The sequence below is a fragment of the Staphylococcus sp. ZWU0021 genome (assembly GCF_000798895.1).
Taxonomy (GTDB): domain Bacteria; phylum Bacillota; class Bacilli; order Staphylococcales; family Staphylococcaceae; genus Staphylococcus; species Staphylococcus saprophyticus.
Genome location: NZ_JTLN01000027.1, coordinates 673,821 through 691,819 on the forward strand (window position 1 = coordinate 673,821; position 17,999 = coordinate 691,819).

Below are 17,999 nucleotides of genomic sequence, written 5' to 3' on the forward strand. Positions count from 1 at the left end.
TGTAACATATTTTATTGTAAACGATTTCATTACTATTAGATTCATGCTACACTATTATTGAAACATAGCTATAAGCGGAATGGGAGGAATTAATATGCCAATTGTGAAAGATTTCTTTATCGGATTATCAAATAATTCGTTTTTAAATAAGACTGCCAAGGAAGTAGGACCCATGTTTGGGGCGAATAAAGTCGTTGCGGGTAATACGATTAAATCCTTGATAGACACAATTGAACGTTTAAACAACAAGGGAATTACAGTGACTGTTGATTGTCTTGGAGAGTTTGTCGTAACTGAAGGTGAAGCTATCCAAGCTAAAGATCAAATTTTGGAAGTCATGTATGCCATTTATAATCATAGTTTAGCTGGACATATGTCTGTGAAATTAAGCCAACTAGGTTCAGAGTTTGATATAGATCTTGCTTACCGTAATTTACGAGAAATATTATTGAAAGCAAATGAATTTGATAATATGCATATTAATATCGATACTGAAAAGTATGATAGCTTGTTTGATATCACTCAAGTATTAGATCGATTAAAAGGTGAATTTAAAAATGTTGGTACAGTCATTCAAGCATATTTATATAAAGCCGATGCGCTCATAGATAAATATCCTGAACTAAGATTACGCATGGTTAAAGGTGCATATAAAGAAAATGAAGTTATCGCTTTTCAAACAAAAGAAGAAATCGACGAAAACTACATACGTTTAATTAAAAAAAGATTGTTAAGTGCTAAAAACGTTACTTCTATCGCTACACACGATGATAAAATCATTACACAAATCAAACAATTTATTAAAGATAATAAAATTGATAAAGATCGTTATGAATTTCAAATGTTATACGGCTTTCGATCTGATTTAGCAGAACAAATTGCCGGCGAAGGCAACAATTTCTGCATTTATGTGCCATATGGAGATGATTGGTTCAGTTACTTTATGAGAAGATTAGCTGAAAGACCACAAAATTTGAATTTAATGTTTAAAGAATTGTTAAAACCAGATATATTGAAAAAAGTAGGCACTATTGCTGGCATATTTGCTGGCGTTGTAGCTACAGGTTCAATACTATATAGAGTACTTAAAAAATAATCAATTCAATGTTCAATATATAAATAATTATTTTAAAACAATTCACTTTTTAAACACTACATCTAAGTAATCATACGAGCACAAATTTTAAGTTCAATGATGTTTAAAAATATTTACATATCCGAATTCTAATTTAGATAGTCATTGAATTTATTATAAAAACAAAGAACGCCAAAGCTGTCATGTCTTTGGCGTTCTACTAATTTAATATAATTGAAAAACGATACGATATTAAAAATTGATAAGCATTAGACAAGTTTAACTTTATATTTCTCTTAATAAATTAGCCATTTCTATCGCACTTACTGCTGCTTCTGCACCTTTATTACCTGCTTTCGTACCTGCACGTTCTACTGCTTGTTCAATATTTTCTGTAGTTAAAATACCAAATATGACTGGCGTATCAGTAACATCATTCGCTTTTGAAACACCCTTGGCTACTTCGTTACAAACGTAATCGTAATGAGACGTTGATCCTCTAATAACACAACCTAGAGTGATAACTGCATCATAATCATTTTTCTTAGCTAATTTTTTAGCTACTAAAGGAATTTCAAATGCTCCTGGTACGTATGCTACATCGATATTAGCTTCCGGTACTTCATGTCTAATTAATGTATCTTTTGCACCATCTAATAATCGATTAGTAATAAAATCATTAAATCTACTTACAACAATCGCTACTTTTAAATCTGAACCTACTAATTTACCTTCAAAATTCATTGTTCATTACCTCCTATATTAAGTGACCCATTTTTTCTTTTTTTGTATCCATATAATCCTGATTGTATGCATTGGTTGGTACGATGAGTTCAATTCTCTTCGCAATATGAATGCCATATGATTCTAAACTTTCAAATTTTTTCGGATTATTACTTAATAAATTTACACTGTCCACACCAAAATATTTTAATATTTGGGCAGCATTTTGATAATCTCTTAAATCTTCTTCAAATCCTAATGCAATATTTGCAGAAACTGTATCATAACCCTGTTCGATTAATTCGTAAGCTTTCAACTTATTAATTAAGCCTATGCCTCTACCCTCTTGAGGAAGATACAGTATCATGCCACCATGCTCTGCTATATATTTCATCGATGCTGCTAATTGTTCACCACAATCACATCGTTGACTATGAAAAATGTCGCCAGTTAAACATGCTGAATGGATTCGAACATTTTCAGTTTTATTAATGTCGCCATTAGCGATAACAACAATATCTTCTTCGCTATTATCTGTAGTAAAGCCATACATATCAAAGTTACCGTATTCTGTTGGCATCTTAACTTTTGCTTTTGCATCTAGTTTAGAAATTGAAGATTTTCGATACTTTTCTAAGTCTTCAATAGAAATCATAACTAAACCATGCGTTTCTTTAAATGCCTCTAATGACGCTCCTTTTGCCATTGTCCCATCTTCATCCATAATTTCACAAATTAATGCTGCTGGTTTAGCGCCAGTTAATTTAGCTAAATCCACAGACGCTTCAGTATGACCACGTCTTGATAGCACACCATTATCTTGTGCAATTAAAGGGAATAAATGACCCGGTTTATTAAAATCAGATCCAGTAGCTTGCTCATCGATCAATGCTCTCGCTGTCATTGTTCTTTCGTCTGCACTAATGCCAGTTGTTGTTTGTATGTGATCAACACTTACCGTAAACTGTGTGCCATAAACATCAGAATTATGCGTGACCATAGGATTTAGATCCAACTTTTCAGCAATTGCATTACTGATTGGTGCACAAATTAATCCTTTACCATAGGTCGCCATAAAATTAACAGTGTTGTCATTCATCCATTCCGTAACAGCTACTAAGTCACCTTCATTTTCTCTATTTTCATCATCTACGACTATGATACTTTCACCTTTTTTTAGTGCTTGCAACGCTGTATCGATACTATCTAATTGCATATGAGCCCTCCTTAAAATCCAAATGCTTTAAGTTTATCTGAAGTTAATTTAGCATTATCATTTTCAATAATTTTTTCAACGTATTTAAATAACATATCCGTTTCTAAATGAACTGGATCACCAACACGCTTTTGATTTAATATCGTTGATTTTCTTGTCTCAGGAATGAGATGTATATCGAAATCTGATTGCTTTAATTGAAATATCGTTAAACTCACACCATCAACTGTAATTGAACCTTGACTAACCATTTGTTTTATCAATGACGTTGACGGTTGTATTGTTACAATTTTAGAATTATCCGATGACTGAATGCGTTTAATTATCGCTACTTCATCTACATGACCAAGTACAAAATGTCCACCAAATCGACCTTGACCACTCATTGCTCTTTCTAAATTCACTTCAGAAGATTGACTTAATTGATTTAAATACGTTTTATTTTCTGTACCTTTTATAACTTGTACTGAAAAAGTGTGATTATCAAATTCTATTACTGTTAAACATGCTCCGTTAACACTGATTGAATCACCAATATGCATGTCAGTTAAAATCGTTTGACATTCAATTTTCAAGTTAACTACAGACTGTTGTGTTGATATTTTTTTAATTGTACCTATTTCTTCAACAATTCCAGTAAACATGTTTAATCACTTCTTTCGTAATTCTAATTTAAGATTTTGCTCAAGCATTTGTGAATCAACAATTTCAAACTGTGGGACTTCTGACAAATCGATGATTTTATCCGTATGGAAAAATTGATATTTGCCTGAACCACCAATTATTTTCGGGGCATAATATATAATTAGTTTATTTGTATAATTGGATTGAAGAAATTCAGAAGTAACTGTGGGACCTGCTTCTACTAACAATCTGCCTATACCTTTTTCATATAAATTTTTCATAATATTTTCTACTGAACAATTTGTAAGTTGAATAATTTCAACATGTTCAATGTCCGTTACTAAAGCTTCATTTTGTGTATAAATCCAAATCGGCGTATTCGTATTTTTAAAAATGTCTAAATTAAAATCTATGTTACCGTTTTGGGCTAGTATCACTTTAATTGGGTTTTTACCCTCTTCAATTCGAGTCGTATATTGTGGATTATCTGCATTTAACGTGCCACTACCAGTTAGTACCGCATCGTGATGATGTCTTAATTTAAAAACATCTTTTTTCACGAGTTTATTGGTAATCCATTTACTTTCACCAGTATCTGTCGCTTGTTTGCCATCTAAACTACAAGAAACCTTTACTGTTACCATTGGTACAGATTGTCGTTTTGTAATAAAGAAATCTTTATATAAGTTTTCAGCATCAGGTTGATGTCGAAATTCAACATCTATCCCTGCTTCTTGTAAAATACCGTCACAATTGGAAGGTAATGTAGTATCTTTAACTGCATAAACAACACGATTAATGCCTGCCTCAATAATTTTATTGACGCAAGGTGGTGTAGAACCAAAGTGTGTACAGGGTTCTAATGAAATATAAATGGTTCCACCTTTCGCATTGTCTTTTGCCATATCTAGCGCCTGCACTTCTGCATGTTTGTCACCTTTTTTTAAGTGTGCACCTATACCTACGATACGTCCTCGATTCACTACTACTGCACCAACTGGAGGGTTTAAACCTGTTTGTCCCTCAACCATTTGTGCAAGTTGTATAGCATAGTTTAAATATTGACTCATCTCATCACCTCTAAATAATAAAAAAAACACCTGAAATGAACATTTCAGGTGTGGGATCTATTGATATAACATTATTAGCAAAAATTAGACACACTTATACATAAATTTTAAATTTATGGTATGCCAAATAAACACTTAAAAAGTGTTGTTTTGTTATACTTCATTCTTTCTCCCATCCAGACTTTACTGTCGGCTCTAGAATCTCACTAGATCAGCCACATTTATACACATAAATGCAGGTCGCAGGCTTAATTTACTGCCGGTTGGGAATTTCACCCTGCCCCGAAAGAATATCTATGAAATTGTTAATTGATGATTGAGTCATGTAACTGAAACTTAGTTACAAAATCATCGTACTACATTTTTTGAGAAATGACAATTCTTATTGCCTAAGTCGGCTTTATTTTTCTGATAATTAATACAATTACATGGAGAAATGAGTCAAAAAACGAACTATTTAAAGCGTCTAATCCCATTTATTAAATAATACGTTAAACGCTCACAGATGTTTAAAGCAACAAACCATTAGTGATACTTTAAATCATTTATTTGATTCAAATAAATGATTTATTACACTTACCGCTTGCCTTACAATCATCATGACGCCATTTCTCGATTGATTAATACCATTTGTTAACTGACCTAATGCATACATATTTTTAAGCGTGCCATACCTTGGACTTATAATTTGATTTGTTTCAGCTACAATTTGTATACCACCAAGTGGATGCGCTTGTACTACTTGTCTATTTTCTAAATTCAACACAAGTTGATCATCACTATCAAGATCTGAAAGTTGTGTTTTCGAACCTGTCGCATTAATGACTACATCACTATTTTCTACCGAACCGTCTTGAAATTCTAATTGAAATCTATGTTGACTATGTTTAACAGATTCTAAGCCCTTCTCAATTTTAATTAAGCCATTATTAATGTGTTCAATGAGTAATTGTGCAGTCTGTGGAGGCATTGGATTAGAATTTTCTTTTAAAATACCATGATAATTTGATAAAAAATGTTTTTGGTCAGTACGACTCAAACTATTCCATATCCAATTTAAATTTTCTTTGGCAAGCTCAAGTATACTTTGGAATTTACCTAACTCCTCTGCATGTTCTAAATCGTAAGTTAAATCTATAATCGGATCATTTGTTCTTCGATGCACAAGTGTTTCTACCGGAATTTCATAATGTGCACAGTCTTTCATAAATAACCGCATTGCCTCATCTAATGGCACATTTCCAAAATGTTTCTCTTTAATTTCATTAAAATTTTCAGGAGTTAAATATTTAAATTCAATATCAGGCATCTCACCTCTAACACTCGGTAAGTGACCCTTACGACTTGTAACCATAATTGGTAAATTAGGATGATGCGCTGTTACATAGCGAATCACATCAAGACTTGCTAGTCCAGTACCAATAATAGAAATTCTATCTGTATCTTTAACATTATCTAACGTATTATATGTAGGATACGGTGTTTGTATATATCCTTTCGTGCCTTTCAATTTGTATGGATCATGATAAGACAACGTGCCTATAGCTAAGAATACTACATCATACTGCTTTCGATTTTCTATATTATTTGCAGTACAAACATTATATTGTATATCTGTTTGACCTATATCTGAGTCAATAAAGACTTCAGAAACTTCTTCACAAATTTGGTGAATATTATCATACTGATTGATAAATTGTTGCAAATAATCTTTCATATAATGTCCAAAAATAAACCTCGGCAAATACTTCGGATTTGAAAACTTAAATGTTGATTGATTTTCATACCATTCATAAAATTCCCGTTCATTTTCTAAATTCAATGACATCTCTTCTGCAGGTAAATTAATTAATAATTGGTCACTATCGTTTTGAAACGGCACACCTTGCCCCATGTTTTTAGGGTTATCATATACATCGATAGCTAATTCAGAAAAACGTTCCTGTTTGACTAATTCCTTTAGCAAACTCACACCTGCCGTACCCATTCCTATGATTGCAATCCTCATAGTTCACATCCTAACTAAACTTATTTAAGCTTTATTATACCAATGATTTATCTTACTTTACACATTAATGGTTTACAGTTGTTTCATCCGTTAAGTTATAATGTTTTATTAAATATGTTATTCTAAATATATTGAGAAATTTATTTTTTTGTATTTTAAATAAGGAGTATAATAATGAAATTTTTAAAACGATTTGTCATTTTGGTTTTATTTAGCACAATTTTTTTAGCAAGTTGTGAATTACCTGGCCTTGGTGGTGGACAATCAAAAAGCACTGTAAGAATATCTGCATTAGCCACAAGTGAATCCCAGATTATGGCCTATATGTTAAAAGAGTTAATTGAGCACGATACTGATGGGAAAGTAAAAGGTTCAATCATTAATAATTTAGGTTCCGCAACCATTCAACATAATGCATTAATGAATGGTGATGCTGATGTATCAAGCACACGATATACTGGTACTGATTTAGTAGGTGCACTTGAACAGAAACCAATCACCGATTCTACCAAAGCTATGCATGTTACAAAAAAATTATTTAATCAAAAATTTGATCAAACGTTTTTTAATTCATACGGTTTTGAAAACACGTTTGCCTTTATGGTCACAAAAGAAACAGCCAAAAAATACAACTTACATACTGTTTCAGATTTAGAAAAAGTAAAAGACAAAGTAAATGTTGGCACAGATACCACGTGGATTAAACGCGGTGGCGACGGTTATGCCCCATTCCAAGAACATTACGGTTTTGCTTTCAATTCTATAAAACCTATGCAAATCGGACTTGTTTATGATGCGTTAAAAAACCAAAAACTAGATGTTGCACTTGGCTATACTACAGATGGTAGAATTGCAGCATACGATTTAGTGGTTCTCAAAGACGATAAAAACTTCTTTCCGCCTTATGATGCCAGTGCAGTAGCGCCAAATAAACTTTTAGCTCAACAACCAGAACTAAAAAAAGCAATAAAAAAATTAGAAGGTCAAATCAGTACAGAACAAATGCAAAAATTAAATTATGAAGCTGATGGTCAAGGTAAAGAACCTGCCATTGTTGCGAAAGAATTTTTAAAACAACATCATTATTTTGATAAAAAATAGTATTGATTTCTACCTCTATATGCTTTGTTATTGTTTTTGCTTATTGGACAAAAAAATAAAGCACAGTAAAACACAAACGCATCTAAAAAGAGCCTAAGACATCTATTTATGATATGCTCCCTTCAAAGTAGACATTTAAAAAATGAAAACTTTGAAGGGAGTTTTTCTATGTCTAAAAAAATCGTTGATCTAGATTTATTAGAATTGATTTTTGCTAAATATGAAAATGGTATGAGTTTCGAAAATATTGTAGATGTAGTTGATATTGATATCTCTCCAGGCCATCTCCGATACACGTACAACAAATATTTAACCAACGGTATACAATCTTTTATACGCAATTCACAAAATAATAAGTATACACTTCAATTTAAAAAGAATGTGGTTCAAGAGTATTTGAATGGTGGCATATCATATAAAAATTTAGCCATTAAATATAATATTTCTGCTCATGAAACTGTACGTAGATGGGTAAATCGTTATACTGGAAGAAAAGAGAATATCAATTCTTCTCCTAAAAATGAGGTGTATACGATGAAGGGTAAAAAAACAACATTCCAAGAACGTCTTAAAATTGTAGAATACTATTTAGATAATGAAATTAATTATAAAGACTGTGCTGAAAAATACGGTATCAGTTATGGTCAATTGTACCAATGGGTACAAAATATAAAGTACATGGCCGCGATGGCCTTCAAGATGGTCGAGGCAAAGGCAAACCTAAATCTATATTAACACCAGAAGAACAGAAAGAAGCTGAAATTCAAGCTCTAAAAGATCGGAATAAAATACTAGAAATGGAAAATAAAGTACTAAAAAAATATCAAGAAATAGAAAGAGAGATGATAAACCAAAAAACAAGCAAATCGTCGCATACGAAACGATTGAAACGCTAAAAAATGAATTTCCTATTAAGCATTTATGCCAAATTTTAAAGATTTCCCGTGCAAGTTTTTATAAATGGTTACATCGTAATCCCACACAAAAAGAAATTGAAAACCAAGTATTGTTAGAAGAAATAAAACATATTTATAAAAAATATAAAGGTATTTATGGATATAGGAGGATTTATATTTATATTCGCCTATATTTACAGAAAGAAGTAAACCATAAACGTGTTTATCGGTTGATGAATCAACTGAATTTAAAAGCAGTTATTCGCCGAAAACGTAAGCGCTATAAACCTAGCAACCCACAAACCATAGCCGAAAACGAATTAAATCGTAAATTTCAAGAAAGTAAGGCTAATAAAAAATGGCTAACAGATGTAACTGAATTACAACTTAAAATTGGAAATAAAATATATCTTAGTGCGATATATGATTTGGGATCAGGTAAAATTGTAAGTCATGTATTAGGAAGCTCAAATAACAATCAACTCGTATTTGAAACATTTGATAAGGCAGTTAATACTGTAACTGATACCGAAGGTATTATATTTCATAGCGATCGTGGTTTTCAGTATACATCCAGATTATTTAAAAATAAGTTAAATCAACATAATATGATACAAAGTATGTCTCGAGTTGGAAGCTGCATTGATAATGGACCTATGGAAGGTGTTTGGGGAATTATTAAATCTGAAATTTATAGGGGTTATAAAAACTTTAAATTTGAAACTATAGAACAAGCGTTTCAAGTTATCAATGAGTATATAACATTCTTTAATAATGAAAGAATTACATTAAAAATGGCTAATCTCGTATAAACCGAGATTAACCGATAATTTAATTATTTATTTGTCTACTTGACGGGGTGCAATTCATTATGTCTTAGGCTCTTTTAATTATTGTTTATGTTTATTATCATCTTTATAAACAAAATATTTATAATACTTACCTTCTGTTTTCATATCTTCATAAAAGTGTGCCATTAATGAAGCGTTACTTTCTGCCCATTTTATGTCAGTAGCATATTGATGTTCACCTGGATTTTTCGGATTCCATCTCATACTATATAGTGTATTTTGATCTTTATTTGATAAAAAATGTCCATGAATAAAGTTAGCACCGCCACTAATTGCTTTTTGTGGTGTATCCCATCCATGTTTCTTGGCATATTCAGACCCTGTTTTAATAGGATCTTCATCTAAAGCACCTACACCGAAGAAATTATAGTATTTTTTACCATCAATCTCTACGCCACTTGAAAGTTCACTTTTAGCAGAACCTGTTTCAAGCAATGCGTGTGAAATTAAGTAGACCTCATTTACATGTTTGTCTTTAGCAGCCTTTATAAATTCATCAGAATGCTTAAGTAATGTTGGGTTATCAATTAACATACGTTTGATTCTGTTATGGTCAATACCTTGATATTTATCTAATTCTAAAAATTGGTATTTTTGCGTATCACTCTCAATAAACTTACTACTATCCATCGCAGCTTTTATTTCAGTTGATGATGCGTCTCTCCATGTTTTGTTATCTTTACTTGAAACTTGTTGGCTTGTGTAGTTATCTATTTGCTTTTTAGATGCTTTATCTAAAGTTACTTTTAAATTATCAACTTTTTCTTGTTCATCTACTTCTTTAAAAAAGATTTGATCTGAAATCATTGAAAATACAATAATTGCAGCTACACCTAAGATTACCAATAAACCTATAATTGATAAAATTGAGCCTTTTTTATGCTTCGTCATGTTCCACACCTCTTAGGTAATAATTAGAAATGAGAAGTCTCTATCATTTATGTATCAATGCGCTTGAGACTATCTGATAATAAATTCTAACACTAAATAGTTAAACGCACAATTTTATCTAAGTGTTGTTACATATTCATAAAAAAAGTAATGAAATTTTAATTTCATTACTCTTGACTTTTACGATATTCCATTAAGATAAAGCTCGATGCTTGTGATCTATTTTTATAATAATAACGATTCAAATCAATCGTACCTTCAATTTCTCCATCACGATACATCATTTCATTTGTTAAGTTATTTATCATTACAAAATCTGATTTATCTTTAATCATATCTAAATCATTATGTTTAGCAAAAAAATGCTCTAAATTTAAATGTGCGTAATCCATACAAACCTCCTGATAATTGTCCGAAGATAATAATACATCTTTTAGTGTTATATCTCTAAGTTGAATACGCGTTCATGTTATAAAAACTAAAATTTATTACTCTTATGTTATCTATTTAACACCTATTATGTATATTTAGCAAATGAAATTTATTATTTGTCTTTATAAAATGAATTTATCCGGAATTACAAGTTGTATATACAGCAATAGGAGGCACCAAATGCACTTTAGTAAAATTTATAATAAATCAAAACACATCATATATGTTCTTCTAAAAAAATACAATATTAAGTACAATAATGATGAATTTGTACAATTACTCACGATTAAATTATGGGAACTATCCAGAAAGTATAATGCCCAAAAATCTTCTTCATTTCAATCTTATTTATATACACGGTTAAATTTCTATTTAATTGATTTATTTCGTAAGCAACACAACACTTATGAAATATGCGAACCATTTGATAAAGTAAGTTTTCATCAAATTCCTAGCATCTACCTTGATAGTAAAATAGAGGCTCATCATTTCTTAACAACGCTTACAACACAAGAACAACAGTGGTTACAATTAAAATTATATGGTTATAAACAAAAAGAGATTGCACAACACCTAAAGTGTTCAATATCAACTATAAAAAATATACAGCAACGTGTTCAAGTAAAATATTCTAAATACTATAAATTTTAATGAGGTGAATTTAATGAATAACCTTGCTAAACTATTATATTTCAAAACCGTTATCGGTCCCGAATTACTTACCATTTGTCAATATACAACACATCAATTTACGTATCCTTCTTCCATTAATCAAACATTAAAATATATCCTTGAAACCAACAATCTTTCTTTACCCATACAAATTAAGCAAGCTAAGGACATACTTAAAATACGAAAACTCATCCCCATCTATATTAATAACCATACGATCGTCTTCCCAATTAAAGCAAAGCGCTCCCCAATACAATATTTTATCAATGCATTAGCAATTAATGGCTTAAAATCACAAGGTGCACAAACAGTTATTTATTTTGATAATGCAACTTTTATCATAGTTGATGTAGCATATATCGTTGTACATAAAAAATGGCAAGAAAGTTTAACACTTTCTCACCTAATAGATAGTTAGTATTTTATTACAATGCTTTGTTATGCTTATATTCTAATAATTTTTTCGTAAAGTAACCAGTGACCAACCTAATTAAATACAAACTAACAATAACAAGTAATAATGCTCCAATAAATGTTAATATGACTGTCAGTGTCGATAACTGTACTTCTGGTTTTATAAAATATTGTACAGCAGTTAAACTTGTAATAAAACCAAACAAGAAAATACCTAATAACATAATATATGTAAATAAAATACCTAATAATAAAGCAAATAACTGCGTAGACGATACTACTTTTTCTTTAAAAACATATTCTTTTAAAAATTGATTAGAAAATGCAATAGGTCGATTTAAATGTTCATTATCATGCTTTTCAACTACGCTTTCCAAAACAGAATCCAATTTACTTTTTTCTTTTTTATTTAAAAACCATAACTGCTTTTTAACTTTTTGCTTAAAAATATTTGCTTTCATTTAATATGTACTCCTTTAGCAATTTCGCCATACATCTCTTTCAAATAGTAATGGAATTATCTCAATGAATCAATTATAATTGAACACCTTTTTTACAAATTATGCATCAACGACACCTAGTCCCATTAATGTAGCGAATTGAATTGCTTGTTCTTTAGATACCTTACACCTAACTAAATCTTCTTTATTGACGACAATTGTTTCAAATTGTGATGTGCTTAAATCACAACCTTTTAATGGCGTTTGATGTATTGTTACGTGGTTCATGTTTGTTTCATCGAATGTAATTTGTTTTAATGTTGATTCATAAAAAGCACCATGTTCAAGTTGACACGTATCAAATAGTAACTTATCCATTTTAGAGTCTATAAAACTAACAAAATTAGCTTTAACTTCACAAAATGAAGTATGACCCAATCTCATTTGTTTTAAATAAGTCCCTGTCATACGACAATTTTTAAATATCACTCTATGTAAACTACCATGTTCCATTTTAACATTAGAAAAATCACAATTTTCAAAAATCACGTCTGTAAAATCTACACGTCCTAAATCAGAATTAGTAAAGTTGCAATTTGTGATGCGTGAACCATATATCAATAACCTATCTAAAGTTTGATCAACCAAATTTGAATGATTAATAGCTGCTTACTCTAAAATATCGTCTTCATCATCAAAAACATCAGTAAGTATTTTATAATCTAAACTAACATTTATTTTGGGCTGTTGGAGTTTCATTATTGTATCTCCTGTTCAATCAATCTATTTCACTATATATTAGCAAATACGTAGGTGCTCTGTACATGACTTAATATATAATTTAACATTTATGTATAAGTATAATGGGCTTGCTAATGACTTAACTATTTTTTAACAAAAAAATTGAGTCTGAAACATCTATTGATGTCTCAGACTCTTTTTCAATTGAATAGTAGACGTAAGGTACCATTTTCAATATAAAACTACATTCATATTTTACATGAACTTGTCGTCACTATGAATAAGTTTTAGCTCAGGTAAACCTCTATCATCCCATCCATAAAAAAGTGGGCGTACGTAATCTTTATTGTAAAATTCGTTTGTTATCCCACTCATAATTAAATTTATTCTAAAGTTTTATAGAATAGATAAACCAGAACTTTGGATGTCTTTAGCAAATCCTTGTACAGTGTCTACTGATAATTCACCAATATCACGACCAAGATTATTATTTACTTTTTTAACAACATCTGCTGGACATGTGATAATATCTGCACCGACTTCGTCTGCTTGAATGACATTAATCACTTCACGACAGCTTGCCCATAGTAATTTAACGCCTTCTTTACTATGCGTTACTTCTGCTGCTTCTTTCATCAATGGAATAGGATCTACACCTGTGTCAGCAATACGACCAGCGAAAACTGATACATAAGTTGGTACGCCTTCTGTTACAGCATCAGTAATTTCTTTAACTTGGTCTAAAGTATAAACAGCAGTTACATTTAAACGAACGTTTTCTGCTGATAATTTTTTAATTAGAGAAATTGTTGATTCACCTTTAGTGTTTACAACTGGAATTTTAACGAATACATTGTCACCATATTGTTTTAAAATTTCAGCCTCTTTTGCCATAGTTTCTAAATCATCTGCGAATACTTCAAATGAAATAGAAGCATCAGGAATTTCACGTACAGCTTCTTCAGCAAAAGCTTTATAGTCTGTTACACCCGCTTTTGCCATTAAACTAGGGTTAGTTGTGAAACCATCAACCTGTTTGTTTTTATAAGCTGCTTTCATTTCTTCAATATCTGCACCATCTGCAAACACTTCAACATTTAAATTTGCCATTACTAATTCCTCCTGACTTAAATAAATAATTCAATTAAGAATTATTTTCTAACGGTTATTAACCATACAGTTTATTTATACCATCAATATTAGAAAAATTCTAATTTTTTGCTTAAAATCTTATCATTCAATACATCTTCATAATCAATTCACATCAGTCAACGATTTAATTTGACGCACTTTTTAAAACTCAAATATCAGAAAATAATATAAAATAGTAAATTTCATTAAATATTCTTATATTTATGGTATCATTGTAAAATGAATTGCACTAGGAGGTAAATATGGCACGTTCAAAACTTTATTTTTATTTATCTAGTTTATTAGTAATTATAAGTCTTTATTTTAATACTAGAAATCCTCTACTAAGCACACATTTTAGTTCAATGATTAAATTAATATTTGTGTGTAGTATCATTAACGCTATTATTTTAATTATTTCAATTATATTTGCAGATAAAGCTATCAAACATTTACATAATGATTCAGATTGGATTAGAATAGCCAGCAAAATCTTGCCATACATTATTTTGGTGGTATTAATCATTCATATCATTGCTTCCCTATCAACGTTTGGTATTATTTTCTAGTTTATAGTAAGGATGAGATGTAGAATGTATTTTAAATTTTACTCAAAAATTTCATCTACCAACTTTAGTAATAGTGAAATATAAAACCATATTATATGTTTTAACACGTAAACATTAATTTTTATCAACTTCTACCAATATGATTGACGAAACTGGGGCATTTTTTAATTATGTTCCAGTTTTTAAATTTAAGGAAGGACATACATTAATATGCAATATTTATTTATTTTTCTAGGTGGTGCTGTCGGTGCATTACTAAGATATTTACTTTCATTTATAAATACATCTTTTGAAATGCCTATTGGCACATTTATTGCAAATTTATGCGGTGCATTTTTGATGGGGTTTCTTGGCACTCTAGCTATCCAATACTTTAATAATAGCCCAATGCTCAAAAAAGGTATCACAACAGGCTTTATAGGATCACTGACTACCTTCTCGACGTTTCAATTTGAACTTGTACAATTTTTTGAAAGCGGCTCTTTTATTTTACTCATTGTATATGCATTAACGAGTTACATCTTTGGTATCTTACTATGCTTCTTGGGTGTTAGATTGGGGGCTAAAATTTCATGATTCAATGTATATTAGTTATGCTAGGCGGCGGCATTGGTGCGGTAATTAGAGGATTCGTCACAGATGTATTTAATCAGAAATTTAATACTTCCCTTCCTATACCTACACTTTTAGTAAATGTAGTAGGCAGTTTTTGTATCGGACTACTTATGGGTATGTGTTTAAATATAAATTGGATTAATCCTTTTATTATCGTAGGCATACTGGGTGGATTAACTACATTTTCAACTTTGTCTTCCGAACTCGTTAAATTATTGACAACACCGAAACAAATCAATTTATTTATACTTTATTCTATTTTACAATATGGCGTTTCATTCGTAGCCTGCTTGTTGGGTTACTATCTTTTTTAAATCTTCTTAGCAACATACTAGATAATCTTCCATCCATAAATAAAACAGTCTGAGACCTTTAATGATGTCTCAGACTGTTTTTGATTATGATGTAAGTATAAAGCAACACACTTTATACTTAAACATCGATTCATGTATTCCAATTAAAGTAGCAGGACTTATACCTAAACTTCAGTCAAAGTAGCCCTCTATACTACAATCCATGTTTAGTGGAGCTAAGTCATCTTTATTAAAAAATCGGTTTCCACCTTATTTTTTTATTTCATCGACTTAGTGACCATTGTACCCTATTGGATCTGGTCCAATCCTTTTATCTTCATTCAGGCTATCTAATTTTTCAATTTGAGTTGTTGTTAAATTAAAATCAAAGACATTCAAATTTTCTTCAATTCTAGACGGTGTAACTGATTTTGGTATCACTACTACACCGTGTTCAATATTCCATCTTATAATGACTTGTGCTGGTGATTTTCCAACTTCTTCTGCTACTGATTTAACGGTTGCATCCTCTAAGATTTGTGCATTCATTAATGGTGACCACGATTCCATATGAATATTTTGTACTTCTAAATATCTTCTTAGTGATTCTTGTAACAAGTATGGGTGAAATTCAACTTGATTAATGACTGGTTTTATAGAAACCTGTGCCAATAATGCTTCTAAATGTTCAACATTAAAGTTACTCACACCAATATTTTTCACTTTATTATCTTTATATAAATCTTCCATCCCTTGCCAAGTGTCAATCATTAAAGCTTCATCAGTACCTGGCCAATGCATTAAATACAAATCAAGATAATCTAAGTTAAGTTTTTTTAGACTCGTTTCATATGCAGTTTCAACATTTTTGCGACCATAATCATCTAACCACAATTTTGATGTAATAAACAAATCACTTCTTTTCAGTCCTGTAGAAGCAAGACCTTCCGCAATACCTTCGCCAACTTTGTGTTCATTTTCATAAATCATGGCTGTATCGATATGTGTATAACCACTCTCAATCGCATGTTTAACCGACGCTTTACACTCATCGTTATTTTCAACACGGAACGTTCCTAAACCTACTATAGGCATTTCATTGCCATTATAAAAACTAATATTTTCCAAGTTAAAGTCCCCTTTTAGTTAAGTTAATGTTTATATTAATGAATATTACCAAAAATATAAATAATAATGCTTATAAATTTAAAAAGTCGAAATATTATTATATATGACAAAAAGCTACAGACAAAAGTGAACTGACTTTGTCTGTAGCTTTTTTATATCTCATAATATTCTAATTAAATGATTCGATTTCATCCATTACACGTTGTAAGTCTTCAACATTGTATTGAATGCGACCATGAAAGACAAATTTATTAAAGAATTCGTCTAATTGTTCTGGTCCTACTAAAACTTTTGAATTTGAACTTTGTGCATAATTTGTAATCGTAACATCGCCATCATTTTTAGGGTTGAAGTATAAGATAGTTGTTGGTGTAAATTTTAAATTTAATTCTGTTTGGATATCACCAGCAAGTCTTTCAATTTCATCTAAATGCGTCGTGTAATTAACAAATGATAAAGCATCTTTATCTTCATTTTGATCTAAGACAAGTGTTTGTGGAACTTGACCATCAAGATCTAATGTATTAAATACTTGTTCCATCATCGGCTGTTCTTTAAATTGTGCAGCACTTACGCCATTATACACATGACCTTTAAGCAATTGTGAATCAATGATATATAAACCTGTACGTGTTAGGACTAAGTGACTGATACGTTGCACATCACCAAACTCATTCCTTGGTAAAAAAATATTTGCCATAATATGCATATCTTCTGGACGAATTCTTTTCTCATTTACAAGTCGTTCGCGAATACCTATTAATCTCATATCAGTTACATATTCACTTTGATTTTTAGAGAATAATTTTAATGCATCAATTTCTCTATCTTTAGAATTAACCACAGCCGTATATTCTTCTTTTTGTTTTGTTACCGTTTTTTTATTTTCAATTCTTTCTTTTTCTAGCTCTTCTTCATGCTCATCGCTCAGTTGTTGCTCTCTTGATTTATATTGCGCTTCAACTTTTTCTTGCGCTTTTTTCTTACTTTTTAAAGCAACAATAAATAAAATCAAACAAATGACTGCTACGACAATTGCCACGATTAAACCAATCTCTATTGGTCCAAATGAATTCATAACAAAAACGCTCCTTTATGTGTTCAGTAAC

General features: G+C 30.6%; 19 protein-coding genes, 1 pseudogene and 1 riboswitch. Of the genes and pseudogenes, 8 read left to right on the forward strand and 12 right to left on the reverse strand.

The window, feature by feature from the left end; translation table 11 throughout:
- Window positions 1–94: 94 nt before the first annotated feature.
- Window positions 95–1,096, forward strand: coding sequence for a proline dehydrogenase family protein (locus L987_RS08610; protein WP_047504116.1), 1,002 nt, complete (start codon window positions 95–97; stop codon window positions 1,094–1,096).
- A 264-nt stretch (window positions 1,097–1,360) separates the two neighbouring features.
- Here L987_RS08610 and ribH read toward each other — a convergent pair whose 3' ends face one another.
- The 5 genes from ribH to L987_RS08635 all read right to left on the reverse strand — a co-directional run bounded on the left by ribH (window position 1,361) and on the right by L987_RS08635 (window position 6,716).
- On the reverse strand, window positions 1,361–1,819 hold the full coding sequence (ribH, locus tag L987_RS08615; RefSeq protein ID WP_002482978.1) for a 6,7-dimethyl-8-ribityllumazine synthase: 459 nt from the start codon (window positions 1,817–1,819) through the stop codon (window positions 1,361–1,363).
- A gap of 13 nt (window positions 1,820–1,832) precedes the next feature.
- Window positions 1,833–3,014, reverse strand: a complete 1,182-nt coding sequence (gene ribB / locus L987_RS08620) for a 3,4-dihydroxy-2-butanone-4-phosphate synthase (RefSeq protein WP_011302850.1) — start codon at window positions 3,012–3,014, stop codon at window positions 1,833–1,835.
- 11 nt (window positions 3,015–3,025) lie between these two features.
- Window positions 3,026–3,658 (reverse strand): riboflavin synthase, encoded by a 633-nt coding sequence (gene ribE / locus L987_RS08625; protein ID WP_047504120.1) that lies wholly within the window; start codon window positions 3,656–3,658, stop codon window positions 3,026–3,028.
- Window positions 3,659–3,664: 6 nt separating this feature from the next.
- On the reverse strand, window positions 3,665–4,708 hold the full coding sequence (gene ribD, locus L987_RS08630) for a bifunctional diaminohydroxyphosphoribosylaminopyrimidine deaminase/5-amino-6-(5-phosphoribosylamino)uracil reductase RibD (protein WP_047504125.1): 1,044 nt from the start codon (window positions 4,706–4,708) through the stop codon (window positions 3,665–3,667).
- Window positions 4,709–4,868: 160 nt separating this feature from the next.
- Window positions 4,869–5,002: riboswitch (FMN riboswitch) on the reverse strand.
- A 247-nt stretch (window positions 5,003–5,249) separates the two neighbouring features.
- A complete protein-coding gene (locus tag L987_RS08635) occupies window positions 5,250–6,716 on the reverse strand; it encodes an FAD/NAD(P)-binding protein (protein ID WP_011302847.1) in 1,467 nt (488 codons plus the stop codon).
- Window positions 6,717–6,890: 174 nt separating this feature from the next.
- On the opposite strand from L987_RS08635, the gene L987_RS08640 reads away from it, so the two are divergent.
- Together L987_RS08640 and L987_RS13520 are read left to right on the forward strand one after the other, a co-directional pair.
- Window positions 6,891–7,817: an osmoprotectant ABC transporter substrate-binding protein gene (locus L987_RS08640; protein WP_047504127.1), complete on the forward strand. Its 927-nt coding sequence runs from the start codon at window positions 6,891–6,893 to the stop codon at window positions 7,815–7,817.
- Between the two features lie 142 nt (window positions 7,818–7,959).
- Window positions 7,960–9,525, forward strand: a pseudogene (locus tag L987_RS13520) (IS3 family transposase).
- A gap of 78 nt (window positions 9,526–9,603) precedes the next feature.
- On the opposite strand, the gene L987_RS08655 reads toward L987_RS13520, so the two are convergent.
- Both L987_RS08655 and L987_RS08660 read right to left on the reverse strand, forming a co-directional pair.
- A complete protein-coding gene (locus L987_RS08655) occupies window positions 9,604–10,455 on the reverse strand; it encodes an N-acetylglucosaminidase (RefSeq protein ID WP_002482919.1) in 852 nt (283 codons plus the stop codon).
- Window positions 10,456–10,622: 167 nt separating this feature from the next.
- The gene (locus L987_RS08660; RefSeq protein WP_011302841.1) at window positions 10,623–10,847 is read right to left on the reverse strand and encodes a hypothetical protein; all 225 of its coding nucleotides are present in this window, start codon (window positions 10,845–10,847) and stop codon (window positions 10,623–10,625) included.
- Between the two features lie 220 nt (window positions 10,848–11,067).
- Between L987_RS08660 and L987_RS08665 the strand changes: the two genes are divergently transcribed.
- Together L987_RS08665 and L987_RS08670 are read left to right on the forward strand one after the other, a co-directional pair.
- Window positions 11,068–11,538: a sigma-70 family RNA polymerase sigma factor gene (locus L987_RS08665; RefSeq protein WP_011302840.1), complete on the forward strand. Its 471-nt coding sequence runs from the start codon at window positions 11,068–11,070 to the stop codon at window positions 11,536–11,538.
- A 13-nt stretch (window positions 11,539–11,551) separates the two neighbouring features.
- Window positions 11,552–11,977, forward strand: coding sequence for a competence protein ComK (locus L987_RS08670; protein ID WP_011302839.1), 426 nt, complete (start codon window positions 11,552–11,554; stop codon window positions 11,975–11,977).
- Between the two features lie 7 nt (window positions 11,978–11,984).
- Here L987_RS08670 and L987_RS08675 read toward each other — a convergent pair whose 3' ends face one another.
- From L987_RS08675 to L987_RS08685, 3 genes are all read right to left on the reverse strand, one after another.
- Window positions 11,985–12,434: a hypothetical protein gene (locus L987_RS08675; protein ID WP_011302838.1), complete on the reverse strand. Its 450-nt coding sequence runs from the start codon at window positions 12,432–12,434 to the stop codon at window positions 11,985–11,987.
- Between the two features lie 99 nt (window positions 12,435–12,533).
- A complete protein-coding gene (locus L987_RS08680; RefSeq protein ID WP_011302837.1) occupies window positions 12,534–13,061 on the reverse strand; it encodes a pentapeptide repeat-containing protein in 528 nt (175 codons plus the stop codon).
- A 489-nt stretch (window positions 13,062–13,550) separates the two neighbouring features.
- The gene (locus tag L987_RS08685; RefSeq protein ID WP_011302836.1) at window positions 13,551–14,264 is read right to left on the reverse strand and encodes a transaldolase; all 714 of its coding nucleotides are present in this window, start codon (window positions 14,262–14,264) and stop codon (window positions 13,551–13,553) included.
- A 284-nt stretch (window positions 14,265–14,548) separates the two neighbouring features.
- Between L987_RS08685 and L987_RS08690 the strand changes: the two genes are divergently transcribed.
- The 3 genes from L987_RS08690 (at window position 14,549) to L987_RS08700 (ending at window position 15,783) form a co-directional block, all read left to right on the forward strand.
- Window positions 14,549–14,854 (forward strand): hypothetical protein, encoded by a 306-nt coding sequence (locus L987_RS08690; protein WP_011302835.1) that lies wholly within the window; start codon window positions 14,549–14,551, stop codon window positions 14,852–14,854.
- A 210-nt stretch (window positions 14,855–15,064) separates the two neighbouring features.
- Window positions 15,065–15,430: a fluoride efflux transporter CrcB gene (crcB, locus tag L987_RS08695; RefSeq protein WP_011302834.1), complete on the forward strand. Its 366-nt coding sequence runs from the start codon at window positions 15,065–15,067 to the stop codon at window positions 15,428–15,430.
- Complete coding sequence (locus L987_RS08700) at window positions 15,427–15,783, forward strand: fluoride efflux transporter FluC (protein WP_047504130.1); 357 nt, start codon at window positions 15,427–15,429, stop codon at window positions 15,781–15,783. Before crcB ends, L987_RS08700 begins: the two co-directional genes overlap by 4 nt.
- 270 nt (window positions 15,784–16,053) lie before the next feature.
- Here the strand turns inward: L987_RS08700 and L987_RS08705 are convergent, their stop codons facing one another.
- Together L987_RS08705 and L987_RS08710 are read right to left on the reverse strand one after the other, a co-directional pair.
- On the reverse strand, window positions 16,054–16,890 hold the full coding sequence (locus tag L987_RS08705; protein ID WP_047504132.1) for an aldo/keto reductase: 837 nt from the start codon (window positions 16,888–16,890) through the stop codon (window positions 16,054–16,056).
- Between the two features lie 169 nt (window positions 16,891–17,059).
- Window positions 17,060–17,968 (reverse strand): nuclease-related domain-containing protein, encoded by a 909-nt coding sequence (locus tag L987_RS08710; protein WP_011302831.1) that lies wholly within the window; start codon window positions 17,966–17,968, stop codon window positions 17,060–17,062.
- Window positions 17,969–17,999: the final 31 nt, after the last annotated feature.